The sequence below is a fragment of the Paraburkholderia phenoliruptrix genome, from assembly GCF_047325075.1.
Lineage (GTDB): Bacteria > Pseudomonadota > Gammaproteobacteria > Burkholderiales > Burkholderiaceae > Paraburkholderia > Paraburkholderia phenoliruptrix.
Genome location: NZ_CP168531.1, coordinates 353,031 through 376,114 on the forward strand (window position 1 = coordinate 353,031; position 23,084 = coordinate 376,114).

The 23,084-nt window shown below is 59.2% G+C and carries 18 protein-coding genes; 6 read left to right on the forward strand and 12 right to left on the reverse strand.

Annotated elements, in window-relative coordinates; all coding sequences use genetic code 11:
• Positions 1-104: 104 nt before the first annotated feature.
• A complete protein-coding gene (locus tag ACEN8U_RS13525; protein ID WP_310104611.1) occupies positions 105-254 on the forward strand; it encodes a hypothetical protein in 150 nt (49 codons plus the stop codon).
• A gap of 100 nt (positions 255-354) precedes the next feature.
• On the opposite strand, the gene ACEN8U_RS13530 is transcribed toward ACEN8U_RS13525, so the two are convergent.
• The 11 genes from ACEN8U_RS13530 to dnaA all read right to left on the reverse strand — a co-directional run bounded on the left by ACEN8U_RS13530 (position 355) and on the right by dnaA (position 17,574).
• The gene (locus ACEN8U_RS13530) at positions 355-639 is read right to left on the reverse strand and encodes a PAAR domain-containing protein (RefSeq protein ID WP_310104608.1); all 285 of its coding nucleotides are present in this window, start codon (positions 637-639) and stop codon (positions 355-357) included.
• Positions 640-797: 158 nt separating this feature from the next.
• Positions 798-1,766 carry a DUF6708 domain-containing protein gene (locus ACEN8U_RS13535; RefSeq protein ID WP_015001343.1) on the reverse strand — a complete coding sequence of 323 codons (969 nt, stop codon included), beginning with the start codon at positions 1,764-1,766 and terminating at the stop codon, positions 798-800.
• Positions 1,767-1,944: 178 nt separating this feature from the next.
• Positions 1,945-2,229: a PAAR domain-containing protein gene (locus tag ACEN8U_RS13540; RefSeq protein WP_015001342.1), complete on the reverse strand. Its 285-nt coding sequence runs from the start codon at positions 2,227-2,229 to the stop codon at positions 1,945-1,947.
• Between the two features lie 213 nt (positions 2,230-2,442).
• Positions 2,443-2,961, reverse strand: coding sequence for a hypothetical protein (locus tag ACEN8U_RS13545; RefSeq protein ID WP_041744821.1), 519 nt, complete (start codon positions 2,959-2,961; stop codon positions 2,443-2,445).
• A gap of 188 nt (positions 2,962-3,149) precedes the next feature.
• Positions 3,150-4,118: a DUF6708 domain-containing protein gene (locus ACEN8U_RS13550; protein ID WP_015001341.1), complete on the reverse strand. Its 969-nt coding sequence runs from the start codon at positions 4,116-4,118 to the stop codon at positions 3,150-3,152.
• A gap of 10 nt (positions 4,119-4,128) precedes the next feature.
• The gene (locus ACEN8U_RS13555; RefSeq protein ID WP_310104602.1) at positions 4,129-6,690 is read right to left on the reverse strand and encodes a T6SS effector BTH_I2691 family protein; all 2,562 of its coding nucleotides are present in this window, start codon (positions 6,688-6,690) and stop codon (positions 4,129-4,131) included.
• Between the two features lie 30 nt (positions 6,691-6,720).
• On the reverse strand, positions 6,721-7,530 hold the full coding sequence (locus ACEN8U_RS13560) for a DUF4123 domain-containing protein (RefSeq protein WP_015001339.1): 810 nt from the start codon (positions 7,528-7,530) through the stop codon (positions 6,721-6,723).
• Between the two features lie 8 nt (positions 7,531-7,538).
• A complete protein-coding gene (locus ACEN8U_RS13565; RefSeq protein WP_310104598.1) occupies positions 7,539-10,082 on the reverse strand; it encodes a type VI secretion system Vgr family protein in 2,544 nt (847 codons plus the stop codon).
• A gap of 1,959 nt (positions 10,083-12,041) precedes the next feature.
• Positions 12,042-14,513, reverse strand: a complete 2,472-nt coding sequence (gyrB, locus tag ACEN8U_RS13570) for a DNA topoisomerase (ATP-hydrolyzing) subunit B (RefSeq protein WP_041745927.1) — start codon at positions 14,511-14,513, stop codon at positions 12,042-12,044.
• 113 nt (positions 14,514-14,626) lie between these two features.
• On the reverse strand, positions 14,627-15,730 hold the full coding sequence (gene dnaN / locus ACEN8U_RS13575; protein ID WP_013586764.1) for a DNA polymerase III subunit beta: 1,104 nt from the start codon (positions 15,728-15,730) through the stop codon (positions 14,627-14,629).
• A gap of 227 nt (positions 15,731-15,957) precedes the next feature.
• Positions 15,958-17,574: a chromosomal replication initiator protein DnaA gene (dnaA, locus tag ACEN8U_RS13580; RefSeq protein WP_310104595.1), complete on the reverse strand. Its 1,617-nt coding sequence runs from the start codon at positions 17,572-17,574 to the stop codon at positions 15,958-15,960.
• A 384-nt stretch (positions 17,575-17,958) separates the two neighbouring features.
• Between dnaA and rpmH the strand changes: the two genes are divergently transcribed.
• The 4 genes from rpmH (at position 17,959) to yidC (ending at position 20,691) form a co-directional block, all read left to right on the forward strand.
• Entirely contained in the window at positions 17,959-18,093 is a 135-nt protein-coding gene (gene rpmH / locus ACEN8U_RS13585) for a 50S ribosomal protein L34 (protein WP_004198824.1), read from the forward strand.
• Positions 18,094-18,164: 71 nt separating this feature from the next.
• Complete coding sequence (locus tag ACEN8U_RS13590) at positions 18,165-18,659, forward strand: ribonuclease P protein component (protein WP_310106315.1); 495 nt, start codon at positions 18,165-18,167, stop codon at positions 18,657-18,659.
• A 112-nt stretch (positions 18,660-18,771) separates the two neighbouring features.
• Positions 18,772-19,002: a membrane protein insertion efficiency factor YidD gene (yidD, locus tag ACEN8U_RS13595; protein ID WP_015004140.1), complete on the forward strand. Its 231-nt coding sequence runs from the start codon at positions 18,772-18,774 to the stop codon at positions 19,000-19,002.
• 30 nt (positions 19,003-19,032) lie between these two features.
• On the forward strand, positions 19,033-20,691 hold the full coding sequence (gene yidC / locus ACEN8U_RS13600) for a membrane protein insertase YidC (protein WP_310104592.1): 1,659 nt from the start codon (positions 19,033-19,035) through the stop codon (positions 20,689-20,691).
• A 120-nt stretch (positions 20,692-20,811) separates the two neighbouring features.
• Here yidC and ACEN8U_RS13605 read toward each other — a convergent pair whose 3' ends face one another.
• The gene (locus ACEN8U_RS13605; protein WP_015004139.1) at positions 20,812-21,219 is read right to left on the reverse strand and encodes a transcriptional regulator; all 408 of its coding nucleotides are present in this window, start codon (positions 21,217-21,219) and stop codon (positions 20,812-20,814) included.
• A 375-nt stretch (positions 21,220-21,594) separates the two neighbouring features.
• On the opposite strand from ACEN8U_RS13605, the gene mnmE reads away from it, so the two are divergent.
• Positions 21,595-22,989: a tRNA uridine-5-carboxymethylaminomethyl(34) synthesis GTPase MnmE gene (gene mnmE / locus ACEN8U_RS13610; RefSeq protein ID WP_310104589.1), complete on the forward strand. Its 1,395-nt coding sequence runs from the start codon at positions 21,595-21,597 to the stop codon at positions 22,987-22,989.
• Positions 22,990-23,084: the final 95 nt, after the last annotated feature.

Here is a 23,084-nt window from a genome sequence, read left to right on the forward strand (position 1 = left end):
AGGCCGGCGGGACGACCCTGACCTTCCTGAGTGCGCGTTTGAATGGTCGGTGTGCCTGCGCCTGCTCCAGATGCAGGTTCCGACGAAGGAGCTGCGCGAATCTAGTGCTTGCGAAAGAATATCTCGCCAAGCTCCTCGAAAACGAATCTGCACGGCAGTACGTTGCCCAACGCCATCCGGATTTGATGGCAGAGTTCGAATCCATCATTGCAACCATTTCTCTCGACCAGCAGCAATTCGGCACGGTCCTCTAATCATCCTCGTTGTGAGGTCGAATTAAGCACTCGCGCGAATTCTTGGCTCGACGACGCAACGCCAGCGATTCTACCGTTGAGCGCAGCCCTGCAATTGTCACTATGTAGATAGCGAGCCACGCGTCTGTGAGGCAATGAGTTTCGGAAGCGGGTCGCACGTACATTTACAGAGGTCATTTTCTAAAGCGACTTGCTTGCCCATCATTGATACGGAATGTGGCGAACCGTCAGTGATGATGACACCTTCCTTGTCGCAGCTATGGCATCTGACAACGCCGCCGATATAAGCCAGCGGCTTCCCGTCCAGTGATGACCCACTTATGCCGTCCATCACGACGCCGTTACGGTCAGTTGTGTCGCCCTGGACAATGAATCTACGTCCCATACTTTCATCTCCGTGAGCAATTTCTTCTTCGCTAGTGGCGCCGCGTTAGACGCGTACAAGCCGCGTGGCTGATGTGTCCCTGCAGGCAACCCGACGTCCGCGGGCCAAACGGGCTCGCGACTTGTAAGGCCGCTGCATAGGGTGGCATCTGTAGCCAGTCACACTTCCGCTACCACCGCTGGCCGGACGTTGTCGCATGCTGCCTCGACGTCCTCCGGCCACACCGGCTCACGACAAGTCAGCTGTGCAATGTAGTGAAGCACGGACAGCAAAAAAACCGGGACACTGAGTACGAGAGAAAAAATGCGGAGTCCCGCGTTAACGCCGCCAATATCCAGCAGTCCGTAAAACCATATACTCATCGACGCTCGAAGGGAGGGGCCGCGCGGCAGATACTTTTTCACAGGTGGCAGCGAATCCAGACTGCTTTCCATATAGCGGCGAATGAACTCAAAGTTGGCCTGGACCTGATAAAGCACCTGTTTGCCGTAGCGCGTGGACTCTTTCGCCCCATTGACTGTCCGCAGCCCAAAGCTGAACGTATCGACGATTTTCTTGCCGGAGTCGTCAAGAACGAAACAGCGCATCAGGGTGGGGGCTCCGCCAAACGTGGCATTGGAGGGCTGCCGATGTACAAAGAAGAATGCCTTATCCCAAGGAACAGCGATGACACCGCCCGGGCCGTTGTGTCGAAACGCGTACACCATGCGAGTCTTGCGGTTGAACCGCACAGATTTGTGCCGATAGTTGAAGCAGTCGCGCAGGAGAAGCATTACCGTGAACGCACAGCAGAGCACTCCCACCACCGCAAGGACCCACATCCCGATGCTGAAGGCGCCTTGCTCACCGTTCCTGACCATAGCCGGGTTCACCTCTACAGCGCCCTGTATCGCGGTGACTGTGAAAAATATGAACGCGGGGAAACCAATCAGGAAGGCAAGCAGACACCATCCAATCTGCGAATATGAGCCGTCACAAACTTCCAGGTACACATCGTTCATGCCGAACACGGTATTGGCGTCGGCAACCTCGTCCGCGACCGGTTTGCGGATATCTATGCGCCGTGCGGCTTCATCCTCGTCAACCGGGCGATTCAACGCAATCCGGGTCACGTGGTCATACGCCATATCTTCTCGCTTACGATGTCATAGCGGTTCCTCTTAAGTTCCGAGGCCGCTCGCGAAGCGACTCAGCGGCAGCAGCAGTTACCTTGGTCGCGGCGCTTTGTTCACGTCATTTCGACAGCCGATTCTCTTTGAACAAAGACTTTCAAGTCGATGCTTGACCCGAATGAGCTGCCGTCAATCAGGCTGTGAGTGAGCCCATGGTTTGCGACGCCACCAGCTTCGGAAGAGGCTCGCATTTGCACTGGCATAAATCGTTCTCGAGTGCGACCTGCTTGCCCATGACACTCATCGTGTGAGGCGAGCCGTCACTGACGATGATGCCCTGCGTGTTGCACGTATGGCACGACACGGGCGCCCCGAGATAAGCCAACGGCCGACCGTCGAAGGACGAGCCGACGATGCCATCGAGCACCACACCATTGTGGGTAGTCTTGTCATCTTTCAGGATGAATCTGCGGTCCATGGTAAGACTTCCTCCTTTCACTCGATATATTCCGGCGAATAACTTAGCGCGTTTCTGCGCGGAAACTCTTGCGGTCAAGTCACGCGGGAATCCCATCAAAAAAGCTTCGGGTTTCGCGTCAACACTGACGGCGAATATCAGATGACCTCAACGCTACTTCGGTAATTTCGCGATGCTGTGACCACGAATTGGCTGTTTGACGGCGTACCAGGCTTAGCTGCCGTTCTGCGTCGATTTGCGAAGCAACTTCGCATTCTCGATATCCCGCTTTTCCAGCGCGCGCAGTCCCGTTACGACGGCGTTGTCCGGACCAAGATGGCTCTCAAGCACACCGATGGACATCACGTGCGTGGCGCAGTCATGCAGCCTAGCCTTGAGCGTGCTCTCGTCCAGCGCATCTTTGTCACCATCGGTCTTCGCGTCCGACCATACCTCACCGGACGACCAGGAACCATTTGCCCCATCCTGCTGGATGCGGGCGTGAATTGCATACTGCCCCGGCTTGAGCCCGATGCGCGCGGTCCAGGGGTGGTCGTCGTCCGGGAACTTGATGGCACACTCCTGCACGGCCGCGTCATTGCTATCGAGCTGAACCCACTGGGCATCATGCGGGGCCTCCGTCTTTGCAAGCGTGGCGGCTGCGCGAGCGAGTGGGCTGTCTGATGCGCTGTGGCAGGCTGTGAGGAAAATCAGCGTTGTGGTGCAGACCAGAAAACCGCAATTCTTTTGCATCGAATATATGGCGACAAGTTGAATGTGAACGTGCTTGCGCGCGTGTGAATTTGAGCCCGGAAAGGCCTGACGTTACGATACGAGTTGACGCGCTGACCGAGGCCACGACGCAGACCCTTGCCGTTCACCCAGGCGATTCCGCGCAAGACAGCAGCAGCGCGTTCAGACAGCAACGGAAGCCCGCAAGCTTAGGCTTGAGCCATTGCCGTCGACTCTGAGTTGCCGCAGGCGGCCTCTACGTCGGTCGGCCAAACTGGCTCCCGGCTCGTCAGTTGGGCAATGTAGTGCAGAATCGACAGCAGGAATATTGGCCCCGAAAGCAGTATTGTAAGAACGCGCATGGCACCGTTGGCACGGCCGACGGCTCCGATGCCGTAGAACCAGACGCTCATAGACGCGCGCAGCGAGGGGCCCCGCGGCAGATACCGCTCGACCTTCGGTAGTGCGCCCGGACCCTGTTCCATGTAACGCCGGATGAACTCGAAGTTGGCCTGAATCTGATAGAGGACCTGTTTGCCCATTGGAGTGGACTCGTCCGCGCCGTTGACCGTACGAGCACCGAAGCTGAACGTGTTCACGATATTCTTTCCAGCGTCGTCAAGCACAAAGCAGCGCATCAGGGTTGGCGCGCCCCCGGCGAGCCCGTTGGAAGGCAGCCGGTGCGGGTAGAAAAACGCCTTGTCCCAAGGCACCGCGATTACACCGCCGGGCCCGTTGTGCCGGAAGGCGTACACCATGCGCGTCTGGCGATTGAAACGCACGGCCTTGTGCCTGTAGTTGAAGCAATCGCGCAGCAGTATCACAACTGTGAGCACACAGCACAGCACCGTAATCACGGTGAAGACCCACATGCCGGCGCTGAACATCCCCTGTTCCCCGTTCCTGACCATCGCCGGCGTATCGACAATCGCGCTTTGCACGGCTTCCACGGTGAGTAAAGCAAATGCCGGGAAACAAAGCAGGAATGCAAGAAGGCCCCAGCCAACCTGCGAGTAAGAAGCGTCGCAGACTTCGAGATAAACATCGTTCATCCCGAACACGGTGTAGGCATCGGCAGCTTCATCGACGACGGGCTTGTGAACATCAATGCGCCGTGCGACCTCTTCCTCGGTTAGTGGACGGTTGATTCGAATCTTTGTCAGGTAATCGTATGCCATGGTGACTCGCTTATGAGGTCAGCGCTTCGAACTGCTTGCGTTCGTCGAGTTCTGAGAACTTTTCCGCCGCTGTACCAAAGAAGCACTTACTGAGCCATTCCTCGATTTCCCGGTGCTTCTTCCATGCTATTAAAAGACCGATGATAACAAGCACGACCATAAGCGCAAAAACCAGGACCGTCGCGCCGGCAATCAGGGCAAGGCAAAGCAGGCCGTTTGTAACGGCAGATGCAAAATACAAGGAGGCTAGGCCCGCATGTCCGGACTCTCGTTCGGTCTTGAATTGCTGGAGGTCATACCATGCCCCGACCAATCCGGCTACCGCACCTACGACACGGAAGGCAATTTCGATAACGGTGCCCCATTTCAGCAACAGTTGCGAATAACGCCCTCCTAGTTTGCTAAATGCCTTCATGCCATTACCAACCGTCTGAAAGGACGCCGCACCCGTTGAGACCATAGCAGCAACGAACTTGTCATGGTTCTCCTTGCGGTTCAGCGCACTGGACTTTGCCAACTCCTTGCTAGCCAACATACAGTTGACCGCGTTGAAGATAACCCCGATGACGCCATATCCAACTTCACCCTGTGTCGCGGCCCGAAATTTTGGAAGAAAGCTCGCATTGATGTTCTCTTCCGTCAATACCGCGCGCACTCCCGGTGCAAAGATTGCCGCCCCCCTGCCACTGAGGGAAGTAGCGCCCGATGACGCCTGGAGAGCCTCATCGGCGTTGAAGACAATGAACTGCGGAACCTTGATTGGACCATCCTTGGGAGACGAACTCTGGAAAGTCTTACGCAGGTTCGCGTTCAACGAACCCAGGCTCGGACGTTTGTTCGCGGGCATCTGTTCGTACATCTGGCGCGCCATATAGGAAATCCACTGGTTGACGGTTCCTTCGACGGGCTTGTAGATGACTGTGGTGCGCGAACGCAGACCCATGCACGCTGTGAGTACCCGGACACTCGCTGTATCGCCAGCCTTGGCGATGAAGCCGGCAATCGGGCCACCCAGCTCGTGCAGCATGCCAGCCACTGCCTTGTCGGCCCGCACAATCAGGCCCTGGCCTTTCTTCTCGAGAATCTCGTTGGCAGAGTGGTTCAGCTCAATGAGCTTCGCGGCCGGCTCCCGCACTTCAAGCAGAGGGAATCCTGCCGCTTCCTTCAGTTTTTCAGCCGACGGGTCGTGATTCAGAATCATCGAACGCAGAAGCGGATTATGGCGGTCCTTCAAGTCTCCCTTGGCCCATTCGAGGACCAGGTCATAGACCACCCTGCGGTCAGCCGACCCATATATACATGCGTAGAAGAGTTCGGCATATTCGACGCCCTTTGCTACATCGAGTTCGTGGAAGTCCCACGCAAACACCGTCCTCATCTGCGTGCCCTTTAGCCAGGCGACATAGTCTTCCGCGAGCGGGGTGAGAATCGTCTCCTCCACCTTTTGCATCTGCGTCTTCATGTCGTTGCGGAACTGAGTCACTGCATTCTGGCTGTAGGCTTCGGTGTACGGTTTCCAGGCCGCTGCCTTAACCGAATCCATCTCTCTTTCCTTCTGTTCGTCGATGGACTTGATTTCCTTCTCGTAGGCCTTCCCACCATCAAACAGGGAGTAAATAGCGTACGATTCAGCTGTCTGCCCCTTGAGCTGCTCGGCGGCTGCGTTCTCGTCTTCCTCTGCGCTTTCTTCAATGGAGGACTTCATTCCGTCAATCACGCTCGCCGTCCACATCTTCCGCTGGTATGGCTTCATTGCCGCACCCATAGCGATTATCTGCTCGGCGTTGAGTTCCTGCGTGATGCCAGATGGGTCCCAAAGCGCGAAGAAGACGCCATTGCCCTTCTCATGTGCGTCCATAAATTGCTTGAGCCCGTCAGCTTCAGTCGAACGGTCCTTGAAGGCAAACGGCGAACCGGATGCTGCGACGTCCACACCTCCCTTGTACTCGAGGACGTACTCGGAAACGTCTGCAATGGTCTGGGCATGCTTCTGCGAATGGTTACCGTTCGCCCATCCCGCTGCATCGAAAAGCTGCATCCGTTGGTCCCTGCAACCATTTTCATTGCCTTCATAGCGCTTGCGTACGGCGGCCGTCCAACGTACGTCGCTGAATGCCAGATAGACCTTGCCGGCTTTATGTGGATGCTCGATGCTGATGCACTGCGCGAGTTCCTTATGCCCGGTCTGCTGGCAGTTGAATCCCTTCTCCTGGGTTTCGGGCAGGTCAACGTCGAGTGGATAGTTGAAAACGTATCCCTCGGACGTCACTCCATAGATTTGCCATTTGTTCTGCGACTGGTAGTAGACGTGGATGAAGCCTTTGCGCACGGAGCGCAGGAAGTAGCTCGCCTTCTTCGCGCTCACGGTTGTGACGCCGTTACCAAACGGCCCCTTCGGCAATGCAAGCGCCGTGGCTGCGCCGAGATTGTGAGCAGTGGTCGCGGCAGCTGCTGCATACCTTACCGGCAGAATGAGAAGACCTTGCTTCTCGCACATGTTGCAGGACTTCTGGCAGGCTGCATTGGCTTTAGCGCCGGTTGACGCGGCCTGGACCTTCGGAATAGTTCCCATCGTTGCTCTCTCTGTCTTGCGTTGTCGGTCTTATTGCTGCGCGTACAGCGCCACTTCCTGTGCAATCACGGCCCAGTTCTCGTCGCTCCACTGGGCAGTAATTTCCGAGTACGACGACGTCTGTCCCGGCTGAAGCGCTGCGGCAACTTTGGGATGTCGGTCGAAGTTCGACGAGACCAGCAAGCCCTGTACGGCAAACACTGTCAGGTCCTCCCCCGCGAGGCGATATCGGGTGCCCTTCGTAAAGAGGGCGTCGAGCCGGCGAGGTGTACGGTCATCAACTGGCTCCCCAACGTCGCGTATGGACTTCAGCGCCTGCTCAATAAGATGCAGGCGGCGCAGCGTTGCCCACTGGTCAGTGGATAGCGACAGGCGTTCGGCAGGAGCGACTGCTGGGTGTTCCATCGCCAGCCACCCATTGTCAGAGTAGTAGCGCCAGCGCTGCACTGGTCCGAGCATTAGCGACAACTGCTCCGGTTGCAGCACCCATCCAAGGTTGCGAACCACGCGAGGGTCGTAGAACCGGAATACAGAATGGCCCCCGGTTTCGCGCGGCAGGGCAATCATGTCGCTAATGTGCTTCATCAAGGTCTCAGCGCTTGCATCAGTCTCAAGCAGCGCGCAGACGCGCGGTGGGAGGCCACTCTCTTGGTCCCGTCCCGCAATGACCTCGATAGCTGGCAGTTGCTGTTCAGGGTGCTCCACCGAGTAAAGCATCGGCATCACGCCTTTGAGTTCCGGCATCGCAGCGGGGACAATCTCGCCGATTTCGTACATCCGCGGCGCCGTGCCAAGGTCAACGCTGCCGTTGTCAGGCTCGACAATCAGGTACTGGTCCATAGGTACTCCTAGTCGACAATGGCCGCACCGGTTTGCGAGGCAGAAGCGAATTTTTGCGCGCAAGCTTCAGTGGTCGGTAGCTGCGCTGCCGCGTTCTCGCTCGCGGGCCCCTGGAATGAATGTTGGGCACCCTTGATTTCGACCAAGCCCGGCGCATGTACATAGATGTTGCCGCCAGCAAGCCGAATCGTTGCGCCACCAGCCATCAGTTTGATTTCCTTGTCAGCCATCACATTGACGGCATCAGACGTCGAGACAACCTTGACCGTTCTGTCGGCCGTAATTTCGACGTTGTCGGACTGGGCCTGAAGTTCGACCTTCCCCTTGCCGGCAAAGAGCTTCATACCGGCGCTCTGGACAAACAGGCTGAGTTTCTCGCCAACACTCGCGATGAGCGATTTGGTTGCGGCGATATGCGTGCTGGCGCCGCTCACAATGTTGACGTGCTCCGTCGCCGCAGCCTGAATGGATTTCTGCGTCGAAAGACCGATACCGGACGGGCTGGCCAGCAGCATCACGGGCTGAGCGAATCCGTTCGCCTCACCAGTTCCACCACTGGCCGTGTTGCCGCCACCCGAGTTCGCCTGCCGAGGGCTCTGCGTCGCGGCAGCAAAATCGTTAATGGTGTCCTGCGCGTCCTGCAAGCCTTCAGCTTGGCTGCCTGTTGCGACTTCGGAGCGCCGCTCAACGACACCGCCCGAGTCGACTAGGTGCTGATGTGCCTCCTTGACATCAAGCGGCTGACTCGACGTGCCGACTCGCGCGTACGTCGACAGATACATGCCCTGCGAAGCGCGCACAGCGCCATACGAATCGGTCTTCAGGTCGAAGCCCGTCCCGAGATAGTTGCCGCGCGTATTGCCTTGCTGGTCGATGAGATAACCGAGATGCAAATAACTCTGGGCCGTGCTGCTGAATAGCTGCGCCCGGTTCTGGCCCGTTGAATCGTCCATCACAAGCTGGTTGTAGCCTGTGCCCTGAAATTCCTTCGACTTGTAACCCGACAGCAATCCGTTGGAGTGCCATTGCGGCGTCTGCTGTGCGTTGAACAGGCTTCCGCTGACGACGGGGCGGTCACAATCTCCGTCCAGGTAGACGATTCCCACTTCATGCCCCACGCGCGGGACAAATACGCCACCGAGCGTCCCGCCGGCGTTTGGCGACATGACGCGTAGCCAGCACGAAGCTTTTTCATCGCCACCGTTCTCCCGGTCCCAGTGCATCAGCACCTTCACCCGGTTGAGGTCGTCCGTGAACACTTCCTCCTGATTCGGGCCGACCACTGTTGCGGTCTGCATATGCATTACAGGTTTGCGGTGTTCAAAGGGACTGCGAAAAGGAACGGTGCGACGCTGCGTTTCCATTTCGACCAGAAAAAATCCCTCACCGCCCAACGCGTCCTTTACGTTGAAGACGTCCGACGAACCCGCGTGATAAGTGCGAGCTTCAGCCAGTTGTGACTGGAGACTATGACGGAACTGTGTTCCGGTCGAAACGGGCAGATTGTTCTCGATGTACCAGGTCAATGCCAGAATCGCAAACTGACGGTTTTCTGCGCTGTCAGATGCGAGAGCGGTTGCGCCCTCGAGCTGGAACCAGCGTCCCACATCGGCTCGCCGCACACTGCCCGTCGCAAAGAAACGCTTCGCGCGCGACTCCCATTCTTCCATCCGCGTCTTGGATAACGTGTCGCCACGAGCGCTGTCGCCGTAGGTATAAGCGCCCGTGTACTCGTAGACCTCAGCCTGGTCGGGCAGGTCGCCTTGCTTGTCGACTGTCGGCGTGGATAGCTCTCTGCTGAAAGTCGGATTCTTATAGTCGAATGTGCGCGTGGTATAGCTCACGCTCTGCAATGTGCGTGCTCCGCCCCACTGAACTATGGCATCCGTCTCACTTCCCGCGCCCGCTCGATAAAACGACACATCTTGTGGTGCAAGGGCTTTAACGGTGTAGAGGTCGTCGGTAATGACCAGCGTATGCGATTTGCCGTCTTCCGCCTGTTCAAAATAGCCGAAGAGCCCTTCACTCTCCATAATCCGGTGCACGAAGTTCCAGTCGTCTTCATACTGGACACAGAACGACCGCTGAGGTAGCTGCTTACCAAGCTCAAAGCGATAGGCACCGCGTGATTGGGGATGCTCATTGAATACCGCCGCGATAATATCCTCTGCGGTCTTGTCCTGGAATATTCGCGCGTCGCTGCGAAACTTAAGGAAATGCAACCAGGACGAAAAACTGAGCTGGTAAAGCTGGACGCTTCCGTCCGAGCCCAGAAATCGCGCAGTGTGGACATAGCCGTGACGCGGCAGATATGACGAGTCAGTCTGTTGAGTCCAGAGCGTCACCGGTTTCGCAATGAGGGATTTGAGCTCAATTGAATCCTTCAGGGAAGCGACATCAACAGTGAAGTAGTAGTTGCGCCCGATACGCGAAGTGCCGACTACACGGACTGGCACCAGCACATTTCCGCCCAGAGCTGTATCCAGCTTCAACAAGCGTCGAGATTGGTCCAACCCCGCGCCCAGCGCGGCTGCCCAGTCATTTACTGTCATTTTTAGACTCCGCTGCGGATTGCCACCCGGAATAATATGATGAAAATCTTTACCGGACAATTTTTGTAAAAGACCGCGCGCAATCAACTTGCGATTCGGAATTATTTACAGATGCACGCATGAAAGGTAGTTTTTTCCCGCTTTGACGTTTATCAGCACGGCGGAGATAGTTTCGCTAGGCGGGGATTAGGCTGCCTTGATTATCGCAGCAATCTCCCGTAACACTTGAAATAGCGAAGCGCCGAATCGTGGACGAACACAAACATCGCTCATACGGAGTAAGCGCCGCGCTCCGACTGACCCACCATTTACGCTCTCAGCCACATTCGTTGCTCTTCCGGCATTTTTTGGGAAAAACAGCTTGCCAAGGCGACTATCAATGAATGACACATGATGTTCACGCAATCATCACTTTCAGACTGTTAAATATTTCAATTCACGGCAGCGATTCTCGTGCCGGATTCATAGTGCCTCCGTTTTCGGCGGGTCATTGACGACAAGACTCCGCAAGATTGAAAACGAGTGCAACGTACATGGATTTCATGGGCCAGCATCGAACCAATTGATTCGTGATTTTTATGCCAGGTGAATATAAGGAGAGTGGTGGCGTTATGTATCCAGCAAGTCATCCAGAAACGCCACGTTCCCACTCCCGACGCTAGAGTCTGCCCGCTCGCTTTCACTACGCAATCATCTTGCGCTCGCCGCAATACCAGCAGGCAGTGGAAACGAGCACCTGCTAAGCGACCTCATACGTGCGCTGCACCTTGCCTGGTACCGCCCATCCAACTCGCGCACGAGAAGCTTGGGCTGCGTACCGGGCAGAAGTCCAGGCGCCGGCTCTCTCGGGAAATCGTCAGGAACCCCACGGCGTCTGGTCATCATCTTCTCCCTGACCGCGAATATCCTCAGCATCGCCCCGGCCAGTGTTGCTTCTTGGTCGTTCTGGGGCTGCTGTTGGGCCAGTTCGCCGGTGTTTCGGTGCGGCCCAGATTGCCGGTAATGCTGAGGCCGACACATCGAGGTCGATGTCAAGCGGGTAGTGCCTGAGCAGACCTAGCGCCACCGTCTGGACAAGGCCACCGATGGTTATCTCGTCGGCGGACGCGAGCACTCGCCGCACACTGGCGCAGGCAGGTCTGACCTTTCAGGCGATTATGTGTGCGCTTAATCGAAAAATCTACCTGTTAGTGCAGTTTGCTTCAGTGGTATTCGCGCGCCCGCAACAATGGCAAGCCGGTGCGGACGGCCGAAACTATCGTCGGCATCGCCTCGGCGCCTACCGGCGCATCTCTACGAAATCTATTGTCCGTTTTATGAGAAGTGGGCGGCACGAGCGCAATCGAAGCAAAACGGCGTTGGCCATTGACTTGGAGGTGGCTGTGCCCCCGGATGTCTTGATGCCTCAGGTCGTGGTGAGACCTGAGTCGCGCATGTTCGCGCGGTGCAATCTACAAGCTTGCTAGGGCAATCGCAAAAAAGGGCCGCTGGAAATGACTCCAGCGGCCCTTTGACGATAGTTCTGGTTACGCCTTGCGACAAAAGGCTCAGCGGTTGGTCAGCCCCCGTAACCGAAATCAAATCGAGGGGCCCGTACCGAAACTAATGCAACGTAGCACAAAACGATGCTGCCATCGCCCCCTCACTCCACCATCACGAACTTGGCCAGATTTCACCTTTTGTCGACATCGAATTGGAAGACATCGTTGTTCCCCTTGAATCACCACAGACCAAGACTACGTTGTCCACGGCCGTGTTGTGCGAACCCGAGTTTGCTGACGACTCCAGTCTGGAATTTCTCACTGAAAAAAACGGCCACCTTACAAAGGTGGCCGTTTTTCCGTCCGACTAACGCTTGACTGGATGCCCTAAGCTTGAGCTATCGGGATGCATCATTCAATAAATGTCTCAGCGGATGCTTCCCAAAATCTCACGTTATGGTTCCTGCTACAGACAAAATCAAACATCAATATTCCCCGCTCTCAACGCATTAGACTCAATGAAAGCCCGCCGGGGCTCCACATCATCCCCCATCAGCGTCGTAAAGATCCCATCCGCCGCAATTGCATCTTCAATCTGCACACGCAGCAAACGTCGCACTGCCGGATCCATCGTCGTTTCCCACAGCTGCTCGGGATTCATTTCACCGAGACCCTTATACCGCTGCTTGGAAACATTGCGCTCTGCATCGGCCAGCAACCACTTCATGGCCGATTTAAAGTCGGTCACCGCCATGCTCCGCTCACCTCGCTTGATCACCGCGCCGGCGCCGATCAACCCCTTGAACGTATTCGCGGTATTCACCAACTGCTGATAATCCGCGGTCAGCTGAAACTCCTCGTCGAACACCGAGATTTTCTGATTGCCGTGATGCGTGCGCGCCACCTTCAGCGAGCGCAATTCCCGAACCGGGTCATACATCGTGGTCACGGTCACTTCAGGCTTCAAGGCATCGTCACGCAGCTTCGCTTCCAAAGCCTTTGCCGATGCCTCGGCCGCCGCCTCGCTCGACAGATCGATCGCCACGCCATCCATTACCGCCTCGAGCGCACCCGCGTCGTACAGCCGGCTCAACCGGTCCACCACCGCCTGCGCCAGCAGATACGCGCGGGCCAATTCGCCCAGCGCGTCGCCGGTAATCGCGGTGCTGTTCTCCGACGGCAGCAATTCCGAACCCTGCAACGCCAGCTTCAGAATGTGCGCATTGACCTCGGTCTCGTCCTTCAGATACCGCTCGTCCTTGCCCGCCTTGATCTTGTACAGCGGCGGCTGCGCGATGTAGATGTAGCCGCGCTCGATCATCTCCGGCATCTGACGATAGAAGAACGTGAGAAGCAGCGTGCGGATGTGCGCGCCGTCCACGTCAGCATCGGTCATGATGATGATTCGGTGATAGCGCAGCTTCTCGAGGTTGTAATCTTCCTTGCCGATGCCGCAGCCGAGCGCCGTGATCAGCGTCACGATCTGCTCCGACGAGAGCAGCTTGTCGTAGCGTGCCTTCTCCACGTTCAGCACCTTGCCGCGCAGCGGCAAGATCGCCTGGAACTTGCGGTCGCGGCCCTGCTTCGCCGAGCCGCCTGCCGAGTCGCCCTCGACGATATAAATCTCGGACTTCGCCGGATCCTTCTCCTGGCAATCCGCGAGCTTGCCCGGCAGGCCGACGCCGTCGAGCACGCCCTTGCGCCGCGTCATTTCACGCGCCTTGCGGGCCGCGTCGCGCGCGCGCGCCGCGTCGACGATCTTGCTGCAAATGATCTTCGCGTCGTTCGGCGTTTCGAGCAGGAATTCTTCCAGCGCCTTTGCAACGACTTCTTCCACCGGCGCGCGCACTTCCGACGACACCAGCTTGTCCTTAGTCTGCGAGCTGAACTTCGGCTCCGGCACCTTCACCGACAGCACGCACGAAAGCCCCTCGCGCATGTCGTCGCCCGATGTCTCGACCTTCGCCTTCTTCGCGACTTCGTGATCGGCAATGTACTTGTTCAGCACGCGCGTCATGGCCGCGCGCAAACCGGTGAGGTGCGTGCCGCCGTCGCGCTGCGGAATGTTATTCGTGAAGCACAGCACGTTTTCGTTGTAGCTGTCGTTCCACTGCATGGCCACTTCCACGCCCACGCCGTCTTTCTCGCCGGTGATGTGGAAAATCGTGGGGTGCAGCACGCTCTTGGTCTTGTTGATGTACTCGACAAAACCCTTCACGCCGCCGACGAACGCAAAGTCTTCTTCCTTGCCCGAGCGCTGATCGAGCAGGCGAATGCGCACGCCGTTATTCAGGAACGACAGTTCGCGAATACGCTTGGCCAGAATGTCATAGTGATATTCGACGTTGCCGAAAATCGTCTCGTCGGCCATGAAATGCACTTCGGTGCCGCGGTTTTCGGTGTCGCCAACGACCTGCATCGGCGAGGTCATCACGCCGTCGATTTCTTCGAGCACGCGGTTTTGCGGCACGCCACGGTGGAACTCCATGAAGTGCTTCTTGCCGTCGCGGCGCACGGTCAGGCGCAGCCACGCGGAAAGCGCGTTCACGCACGAGACACCCACGCCGTGCAGGCCGCCCGACACCTTGTAGCTGTTCTGGTCGAACTTGCCGCCGGCATGCAGCTCGGTCATCACGATTTCGGCGGCGCTGCGCTTCGGCTCGTGCTTGTCGTCCATCTTCAGGCCGGTCGGCACGCCGCGGCCGTTGTCGGTAATGGAGATGGAGTTGTCCGCGTGAATGATCACCTGGATGTCGTTGCAATAGCCGGCCAGCGCTTCGTCGATCGAGTTGTCGAGCACTTCGAACACGAGGTGGTGCAAACCGGTGCCATCCGATGTATCCCCGATGTACATCCCCGGCCGCTTGCGCACCGCCTCCAGACCTTCGAGGATCTGAATGGACGAAGCGCCGTAGCTGTTGTCGGGTTGCGTATTGTTCGTTTCAGTCATGGATTTTTTCCGGTTCTGCATTACTGCTGGGTTGCTGCTCGGGACTTTTCAAAACGCCATAAAAACGCCAAAGGGGCGCTGCGCCCCTTGGTGTGTTCCTGGTATTGGACGCGTCAGATGCGCATCGGCATCACCACGTATTTGAATTCGTCGTTTTCGGGAATCGTGATCAGCGCGCTGGAGCTGGCGTCGCCGAGGCTCACTTGCAGCATGTCGACCTTCAGGTTCGCGAGCACGTCGAGCAGATACGTGACGTTGAACCCGATATCGACGCTGTCGCCGTCGTATGCGATTTCCAGTTCTTCCTGTGCCTCTTCCTGATCGGCGTTGGTCGACATGATCTTCAACTGGCCCGGCTCGATAATGCAGCGCACGCCCTTGAATTTGTCCGACGTCAGAATCGCCGCGCGCTGCAGCGAACGCTGCAGTTCTTCGCGGCCGATCACGAACTGATTCTTGTGCGACTTCGGAATCACGCGCTGGAAGTCGGGGAATTTGCCTTCCACCAGCTTCGACACGAGTTCCACCTGGCCGAACGTAAACTTGACCTGCGTTTGCGCGATGTCGATCTTGAGGGTGTCGTCGATGTCTTCGAGCAGACGCTGCAATTCAAGAATCGTCTTGCGCGGAATGATCACTTCCTGGCGCGCGAACGAACCCTCGATCTTCATCGACGAGAACGCGAGGCGGTGGCCGTCTGTCGCCACTGCCATCAGCTGGTCGCCGTCCACCACCAGCAGCATGCCGTTCAGGTAGTAGCGAATGTCCTGCTGGGCCATCGAAAAATGGACCATGCCGAGCAGCTGGCGGAACGTCTTTTGGGGAACCACGAGGCTCGCGCCGTAGTCTTTAGCTTGCGCGACGGTCGGGAATTCGTCAGCGGCGAGCGTTTGCAGCGCGAAGCGGCTCTTGCCGGATTGCACCGTCAGACGCTTGTCGTTCAGCGTGAGCGTGACCTGCCCGTCGGGCATGGCGCGCAGAATGTCGAGGAGCTTTCTCGCTGCCACCGTGGTCGCCACGGATTCGCCGCCCACGCCGAAGTCGGCGCGCGTGGTGATCTGCAACTCCAGGTCGGTTGACAGGAACGACACGTCCGGGCCGTTCTTGGTAATCAGCAAATTGGCGAGGATCGGCAACGTATGGCGGCGTTCGACGATGCCGCTCACGGTTTGCAGCGGCCTGAGGAGGTTATCGCGTTCGGTCTTGACCAGTTGCATAGAGTTCCTTCGTTGATATAACGGCCTGCGCGCCTTCCAGCCAATCAAGGCGTTTCCGGCACCCAGCCGTGGCTCCCCGCCGGCGCCACGCAGCGCCCGTCACGGCGTGAAATCCGCCCGCGGCCGCGCCGGGCGGTTAAACCTGTATTGTGCCTGAAAAAGGAACCGCCTCACTAAATTGGGGGCGACTTTGGAAATAAACAGGTCGATTTCTCCGCCCGCGCCGCTTAACCCTTCAGCGTCTGCTCCAGCACGTGCAATTCGTGATTCAGCTGCGCGTCCTTGCCGCGTTCGTCGGCGATTTTGCGCACCGCGTGCAGCACCGTGGTGTGATCCCGCCCGCCGAACAGTTCGCCGATTTCCGGCAGACTTTTCTGCGTCAGCTCCTTCGCCAGATACATCGCGATCTGCCGCGGCCGCGCAATATTCGCCGGACGCTTCTTCGAATACATGTCCGCGACCTTGATGCTGTAGAAATCCGCCACGGTCTTCTGGATGTTTTCCACCGAAATCTGCCGGTTCTGCACCGTCAGCAGATCTTTCAGCGCTTCTTTCGTCAGCTCGATGGTGATCTCGCGACCATGGAACTTCGAGTACGCGAGAATTTTCCGCAGCGCGCCTTCCAGTTCTCGCACGTTCGAACGCAAATGTTTCGCGACGAAAAACGCCACATCCTCATTGAGACTCACGAATTCCGACTGCGCCTTGCGCATCAGGATCGCGACGCGCATTTCCAGTTCGGGCGGCTCGATCGCGACCGTCAGGCCGGAGTCGAAGCGCGAGATCAGGCGGTCGTCGATACCGGAAATTTCCTTCGGATACGTGTCGCTGGTGATGATGACCTGCGCCTTGTTCGCGACGAGCGCCTCGAACGCGTAGAAGAACTCTTCCTGCGTGCGCGACTTGCCCGAAAAGAACTGAATATCGTCGATCAGCAGCAGATCGAGCGAATGGTAGTAGCGCTTGAAGTCGTCGAACGCCTTGCGCTGGTACGCCTTCACGACGTCGGACACATATTGCTCCGCGTGGATGTAGCGAATCCGCGCGCCCGCCTTGTCCATCAGCAGCTGATTGCCGATTGCGTGAATCAGGTGAGTCTTGCCGAGCCCCACGCCGCCATACAGGAACAGCGGGTTGTACGAGATGCCCGGGTTGTCCGCGACCTGGATCGCCGCGGCGCGCGCGAGCTGGTTGGCCTTACCGGTCACGAAGTTGTCGAAAGTCAGCACCGGGTTCAGCTTGGAGCGCTCGTACATGGAGTCGGTCTCGGCGCTGCCGTTCGCGCCCGCGCTTTGGCCAGGGCGCCACGTGCGGCGCGCCGCCGCGGCTTCGTTCGCGTCGAGGCTCGGCAGGTCGAGGTCGGCGGCGTCTTCCCCTGCGCCGCGTGCACTTGCGTTTTGCGCCGCCAGTGCCGCGTTGGCGGCATTGACCGCGTTTGCCGGATTGCCACGCGCGGCATGCGCCGCCTGCACCGCGCCGACGGCGGCATCCACGGCCGCGCTTGCGCCCGAGTGAGCACCCGCATGGCCGCCAGCGGGCCCCGAAGAACCCGCGCGCGCCGGACCCGGCGCCGCTGCCGCGGGCGCGCGCATGCCCGCTTTGGGGTCCAGTACGAATTGCACGTCGATCGGGGCATGCCAGAAATCGCGGGCCATATCCGCGATGCGGCCGGAGAACTGGCTCTTGACCCAGTCGAGCTTGAAGCGGTTCGGCGCCGCAATGCTGAGGGTGTTCGCAGCGGCGTCGAAGGCGACCGGGGCCAACGGTTTGATCCACGTCACGTACTGCTGGGGCGTGAGCTCACGCTCCAGCAATGCGGAACAGTGTTGCCAGAATTCGTTCATCAAGATGCTGTCGTTATGGTGTGCACGAGGCTCGCCGCTGCCCCCGTCGCGCGCGCGCAACAAGGCCCGGAGCAGCCAGGCGTAGCAGCCCCAGGCGCTTGTGCCACAAGGGTTTGCGGGACAAGCGAGCCGGAGCGGCGTGCATCATTTTTGGGAAGTAAGGCGAGATTCTAACGCCAAATCGGAGCCGCAAGTGAGTTATCCACAGGGCCGGATCATCTTGGGCCGAAGCCCGCTCTGCGCGGGCGGCCCCGGCTAAACTATTGACGGTCAACGAAAAACCGGTTTAAATAGCGGGTTCCGCGAAAACCAATTCAGTAAACCTCCGGCCATTGCGCTTTCAGCGATGATCGCGCGGTTTTTTTTCGATCAAGTGAGAGCAACATGAAACGTACTTACCAACCTTCCGTTACCCGTCGCAAGCGCACCCACGGCTTTCGCGTTCGCATGAAGACCGCTGGCGGCCGCAAGGTCATCAACGCACGTCGCGCGAAGGGCCGCAAGCGCCTCGCCATCTAAGGCAGGCGAGCGGATTGCGCGCTCTGTCTGCGCGAGACGTCGTTGCTCCGGGCTTGACTGTGGCAAACAACATGCGCGGCACGCCCGACAATCACGGCCAGGCGGAAGCGGAACCGGCCAAGGCGCCGCAACAGGGCTCCGTACCGTTGCGAACGCAAGCCGCCTTCCCCAAAGCCGCAAGGCTACTGAAAACGGATGAATTTTCATCCGTTTTTCGTTTGCGCCCCTGGCGCCGCACCGCGCACTTCGTCGTGTATGGCCGGCCCACCGGCAATGACGCGCGCCTCGGCCTCGTGATCGGCAAGAAGTATGCGCCGCGCGCGGCCACGCGTAATCTGGTGCGTCGAATTGCGCGGGAGGCTTTCCGGCTGCGTCGCGCGGAATTCGGCGGTTGGGACGTGCTGCTGCGTCTGCATACGCGCTTCGACAGGAAGGCTTTGCCGAGCGCCTCGTCGCCGCCGCTGAAGGCGCTGTGCCGCCGTGAAATCGAGGCGCTGCTCGACAAGGCAGCGCGCGAAATTGCCCGTCGCGAGGCGCCGGCCGGGGAAGCGCCGAAGACGGAATGACGCTCAGGCAACCGTCCGCTGTTTCGCCCGGGCCGCCGTCGCTGCGGCAGCCTTTGTCGGCGGACGTTGTCCGGTACTCCACGTTGCGCGGCGCCGTCCGGCCGCATGAGCCATGCAAACGGTACTCATCGCTTTATTGCGCTTTTACAAGGTTGCCGTGAGCCCCATGCTCGGCAACCGGTGCCGTTTTTACCCTTCCTGCTCTGATTACGCGCGCGAAGCAATCCAGTATCATGGCGCCGCGCGCGGGACTTATCTCGCCGCCAGGCGCCTTTGCCGCTGCCACCCGTTTTCCGCGGGCGGCATCGATCTCGTCCCGCCTCCCACTTCTGAAAAGCGCTGACGCGCCGTTCCATCGACACTGAGACAACGCATGGATATCAAACGCACCGTCCTATGGGTCATCTTCTTCATGTCAGCGGTCATGCTGTTCGACAACTGGCAACGCGACCACGGACGCCCGTCGATGTTCTTCCCAAGCGCCACGCCGACCAAAACGGCCGGCAACGCCGCACCGGGAACCACGACGCCGGGAACCCAGCCCGCCGATCTGCCGGCCACCAACGCTGCGGCGCCGGCCAACACGCCGGCGGCCGCGCAATCGCAGCTCGTCAAGTTCAGCACCGACGTTTATAGCGGCGAAATCGACACGCGCGGCGGCACGCTGTCCAAGCTGTCGCTCGTCAAGCAAGGCGACGGCAAGCAGCCGGACCTCGTCATCACGCTGTTCGACCGTACGGGCAATCACACGTATCTGGCGCGCACGGGTCTGCTCGGCGGCGATTTCCCGAACCACAACGACGTCTACACGCTGATGCCCAATCAGCAGACCGAGCTGAAGGGCGACCAGAAATCGTTCAGCCTGAGCTTCGAGTCGCCGGTCAAGGGTGGGGTGAAGGTCATCAAGACCTACACGTTCACGCGCGGCAGCTATGTGATCGGCGTCGACACGAAGATCCAGAACGTCGGCACGGCGCCGGTGAGCCCGTCGGTCTATATGGAACTGGTGCGCGACGACCAGCCGGTGGAAACGCCGCGCTTCTCGCACACGTTCATCGGACCGGCTGTCTACACCGACCAGCACCACTTCCAGAAGATGACGTTCGGCGACATCGACAAGAACAAGGAAGACTACGCGAAGCAGGCCGACAACGGCTGGATCGCGATGGTGCAGCACTACTTCGCGTCGGCGTGGATTCCGCAGCAGGGCGTGAAGCGCGACATCTATGTCGAGAAGATCGATCCGGCGCTTTATCGCGTCGGCGTGAAGGAGCCGGTCGCGGCCATCGCGCCGGGCCAGACGGTCGACGTGTCCGCGCGCCTCTTCGCCGGTCCGGAAGAAGAGCGCATGCTGGAAGGCATCGCGCCGGGTCTCGAACTGGTGAAGGACTACGGCTGGGTCACGATCATCGCGAAGCCGCTCTTCTGGCTGCTCGAGAAGATTCACAGCTATGTCGGCAACTGGGGTTGGGCAATCGTGCTGCTCACGCTGCTCATCAAGGCGGTGTTTTTCCCGCTGTCGGCGGCAAGCTACAAGTCCATGGCGCGCATGAAGGCGATCACGCCGCGCATGCAGGCGCTGCGCGAACGCTTCAAGGGCGATCCGCAGAAAATGAACGCTGCGCTGATGGAGCTGTACAAGACCGAGAAGGTCAATCCGTTCGGCGGCTGTCTGCCTGTCGTCGTGCAGATTCCGGTGTTCATTTCGCTTTACTGGGTGCTGCTGTCTTCCGTGGAAATGCGCGGCGCGCCGTGGATTCTGTGGATTCACGATCTGTCGCAACAGGACCCGTACTTCATCCTGCCGGTGCTGATGGCCGTCTCCATGTTCCTGCAGACGAAGCTGAACCCCACGCCGCCCGACCCGGTTCAGGCCAAGATGATGATGTTCATGCCGATCGCGTTCTCGGTCATGTTCTTCTTCTTCCCGGCCGGTCTCGTGCTGTACTACGTGGTCAACAACGTGCTGTCCATCGCGCAGCAGTACTACATTACGCGCATGATGGGTCAGTCGAAGGCGAAGCCGGCCTGAGTGTGGCCTGAGTTGCACTGAAAGTACGCGCGGCAAATGCAGCCGCAAAGACAAAGCCGCCCGGTTCATCGAACCGGGCGGCTTTTTTCATGGCCAGGGCCAGCGGAAACGACGCATCCGTTATTCTTCTTCGGTATCCTCGCCGTAGAAGCGCACGATCATTTCTTCGACGAGAAACCGATCCTTCGGCGTTAGCGACTCGATCTTCGAAGCCAGCTCGATCGTCTCCTGCGACGGCGGATACTTCTCGCCGCGTGCCAGCGGTCTTGTGCTCGCGCCGGGCGAAGGTCCGTAGTGGAGCCAATGCTCCTTCACGTTCAACCATTCGGCCAGCGTGCGCAGCTTGTCGGGCTTGGGAATCGTCGTGCCCGTCAGCCACTTGTGCGCGGTTTGCGGCGTAACCGGACGGTCGCCGCGATAACGAAGGTTGAACTGTTCGGCGAGCTTGGTCCCGCCGCGAATTTTCAGCGGCTCCAGGCTGTCCTTCAGCCTCTTGGCGAAGGCGGCTTTTTCTTTGGGGGTAGGCATGGGCCAGATTGTGCAATTCAGCGTCTTCCCGGTTGACAACTGAACAGGCTCATGTTTAGCGTATTTGAGATAAATTTAGCTTGACGCGCCGAAGGGGCATGCAGTTCCGCCGGATGTCAATTTTTGCGAAATTTCCATATGGGGCTTGAGCCAGAGCCATGCGCGACGCGCCCCGGGCTTGGACTAGTCCTAACGGTGTAGTAACAATCCTAGCTTGCTTAGGATCAATCTTAAGCGCGGCATAGAAAGCAAGAATGCGGATGCACAAGAGGACCGCCCACAGGCTCCCACCGGCGCGCGCGTTACAATGCCCGGCGCCGCGCGGTTCCGCGCGCCGCCCTGCCCCATTCTCCCGATCTCGCCGCCTCTTCTGTCATGCTGACCACCGACTCCGATCCCATCGTCGCCATTGCCACCGCGCCCGGCCGGGGAGGCATCGGCGTGGTGCGCATTTCGTTCGGACGCGCGGGCGAGGCCGCGGCGCACTCGCTCATGCAGGCGCTCACCGGTCAGACGCTCGGGCCTCGCCACGCGAGCTACGTGCCTTTCCTCGACGGCAGCGGCAACGCGCTCGATCGCGGCATCGCGCTCTACTTTCCAGCGCCGCATTCATACACCGGCGAGCATGTGCTGGAGTTGCAAGGCCATGGCGGCCCCGTCGTGCTCCAACTGCTGCTGCAACGTTGTATCGACGCCGGCCGCGCGTTCGGTCTGCGGCTCGCCGAGCCCGGCGAATTCACCCGGCGCGCGTTTCTCAACGACAAGCTGGATCTGGCGCAAGCCGAAGCGGTCGCCGATCTGATCGAGGCGAGCACGGAAGCCGCGGCGCGCTCGGCAGGCCGCTCGCTCGAGGGGGCGTTTTCGCGCGACATCCATGCATTGGTCGAGGAAGTCATCACGCTGCGCATGCTGGTCGAAGCCACGCTCGACTTCCCAGAAGAAGAGATCGACTTTCTCGAAGCCGCCGACGCCCGCGGCAAGCTCGCGCGCATTCGCGAGCGCCTCGCGAGCGTGCTCGCCGAGGCGCGGCAAGGCGCGCTGCTGCGCGAGGGGCTCTCGGTAGTGCTCGCGGGACAGCCGAACGTCGGCAAATCGTCGCTGTTGAATGCGTTGGCAGGCGCCGAGCTCGCCATCGTCACGCCGATTGCCGGCACCACGCGCGACAAGGTCGCGCAAACCATTCAGATCGAGGGCATTCCGCTCCACGTGATCGACACGGCAGGCCTGCGCGATACCGAAGACGAAGTCGAGAAAATCGGCATTGCGCGCACGTGGAGCGAGATCGAGCGCGCGGACGTGGTGCTGCATCTGCTGGACGCCCGCACCGGCATGACTGCCGAGGACGAAACCATCGCGAGGCGTTTTCCCGCCGGCGTGCCGGTCGTGCGCGTGCTGAACAAGACGGATCTGGTGGGCTTGCCGCCGGAAGCGCGCGCGCTCGGCGTTGACTTCGACCTCAGCGAAGTGCGGTTGTCCGCCAAACAGGGAGACGGCGTGGGGCTGCTGCGCGGCGAACTGCTGCGCATTGCCGGCTGGCAGGCCGGCGCGGAGAGCGTTTATCTGGCGCGCGAACGTCATCTGATCGCGTTGCGCGCGGCCGAGGAGCATCTCGCGACAGCCGCCGCGCATGCCGACCAGAACTCGCAGGCGCTTGATCTATTCGCCGAGGAACTGCGGCTCGCGCAGGATCAGTTGAACTCGATTACGGGCGAGTTCAGCTCCGACGATCTGCTGGGAGTGATTTTCAGCAGGTTTTGTATCGGGAAGTAGTGCGCCGTGCGAGGAAAGTGCTGACTGCGCCTGAAATGCCTTCGCGCATGGTCTCACACAGCAGAAACCCGCATCGCACCCAAGCCGCGCAGTTC

Excerpts from the sequence above, each read along its gene's own strand:
- ACEN8U_RS13530 (WP_310104608.1), bottom strand. The coding sequence starts at position 639 with ATGGGACGTAGATTCATTGTCCAGGGCGACACAACTGACCGTAACGGC.
- ACEN8U_RS13535 (WP_015001343.1), bottom strand. The coding sequence starts at position 1,766 with ATGGCGTATGACCACGTGACCCGGATTGCGTTGAATCGCCCGGTTGAC.
- ACEN8U_RS13540 (WP_015001342.1), bottom strand. The coding sequence starts at position 2,229 with ATGGACCGCAGATTCATCCTGAAAGATGACAAGACTACCCACAATGGT.
- ACEN8U_RS13545 (WP_041744821.1), bottom strand. The coding sequence starts at position 2,961 with ATGCAAAAGAATTGCGGTTTTCTGGTCTGCACCACAACGCTGATTTTC.
- ACEN8U_RS13550 (WP_015001341.1), bottom strand. The coding sequence starts at position 4,118 with ATGGCATACGATTACCTGACAAAGATTCGAATCAACCGTCCACTAACC.
- ACEN8U_RS13555 (WP_310104602.1), bottom strand. The coding sequence starts at position 6,690 with ATGGGAACTATTCCGAAGGTCCAGGCCGCGTCAACCGGCGCTAAAGCC.
- ACEN8U_RS13560 (WP_015001339.1), bottom strand. The coding sequence starts at position 7,530 with ATGGACCAGTACCTGATTGTCGAGCCTGACAACGGCAGCGTTGACCTT.
- ACEN8U_RS13565 (WP_310104598.1), bottom strand. The coding sequence starts at position 10,082 with ATGACAGTAAATGACTGGGCAGCCGCGCTGGGCGCGGGGTTGGACCAA.
- gyrB (WP_041745927.1), bottom strand. The coding sequence starts at position 14,513 with ATGACTGAAACGAACAATACGCAACCCGACAACAGCTACGGCGCTTCG.
- dnaN (WP_013586764.1), bottom strand. The coding sequence starts at position 15,730 with ATGCAACTGGTCAAGACCGAACGCGATAACCTCCTCAGGCCGCTGCAA.
- dnaA (WP_310104595.1), bottom strand. The coding sequence starts at position 17,574 with ATGAACGAATTCTGGCAACACTGTTCCGCATTGCTGGAGCGTGAGCTC.
- rpmH (WP_004198824.1), top strand. The coding sequence starts at position 17,959 with ATGAAACGTACTTACCAACCTTCCGTTACCCGTCGCAAGCGCACCCAC.
- ACEN8U_RS13590 (WP_310106315.1), top strand. The coding sequence starts at position 18,165 with ATGCGCGGCACGCCCGACAATCACGGCCAGGCGGAAGCGGAACCGGCC.
- yidD (WP_015004140.1), top strand. The coding sequence starts at position 18,772 with ATGCAAACGGTACTCATCGCTTTATTGCGCTTTTACAAGGTTGCCGTG.
- yidC (WP_310104592.1), top strand. The coding sequence starts at position 19,033 with ATGGATATCAAACGCACCGTCCTATGGGTCATCTTCTTCATGTCAGCG.
- ACEN8U_RS13605 (WP_015004139.1), bottom strand. The coding sequence starts at position 21,219 with ATGCCTACCCCCAAAGAAAAAGCCGCCTTCGCCAAGAGGCTGAAGGAC.
- mnmE (WP_310104589.1), top strand. The coding sequence starts at position 21,595 with ATGCTGACCACCGACTCCGATCCCATCGTCGCCATTGCCACCGCGCCC.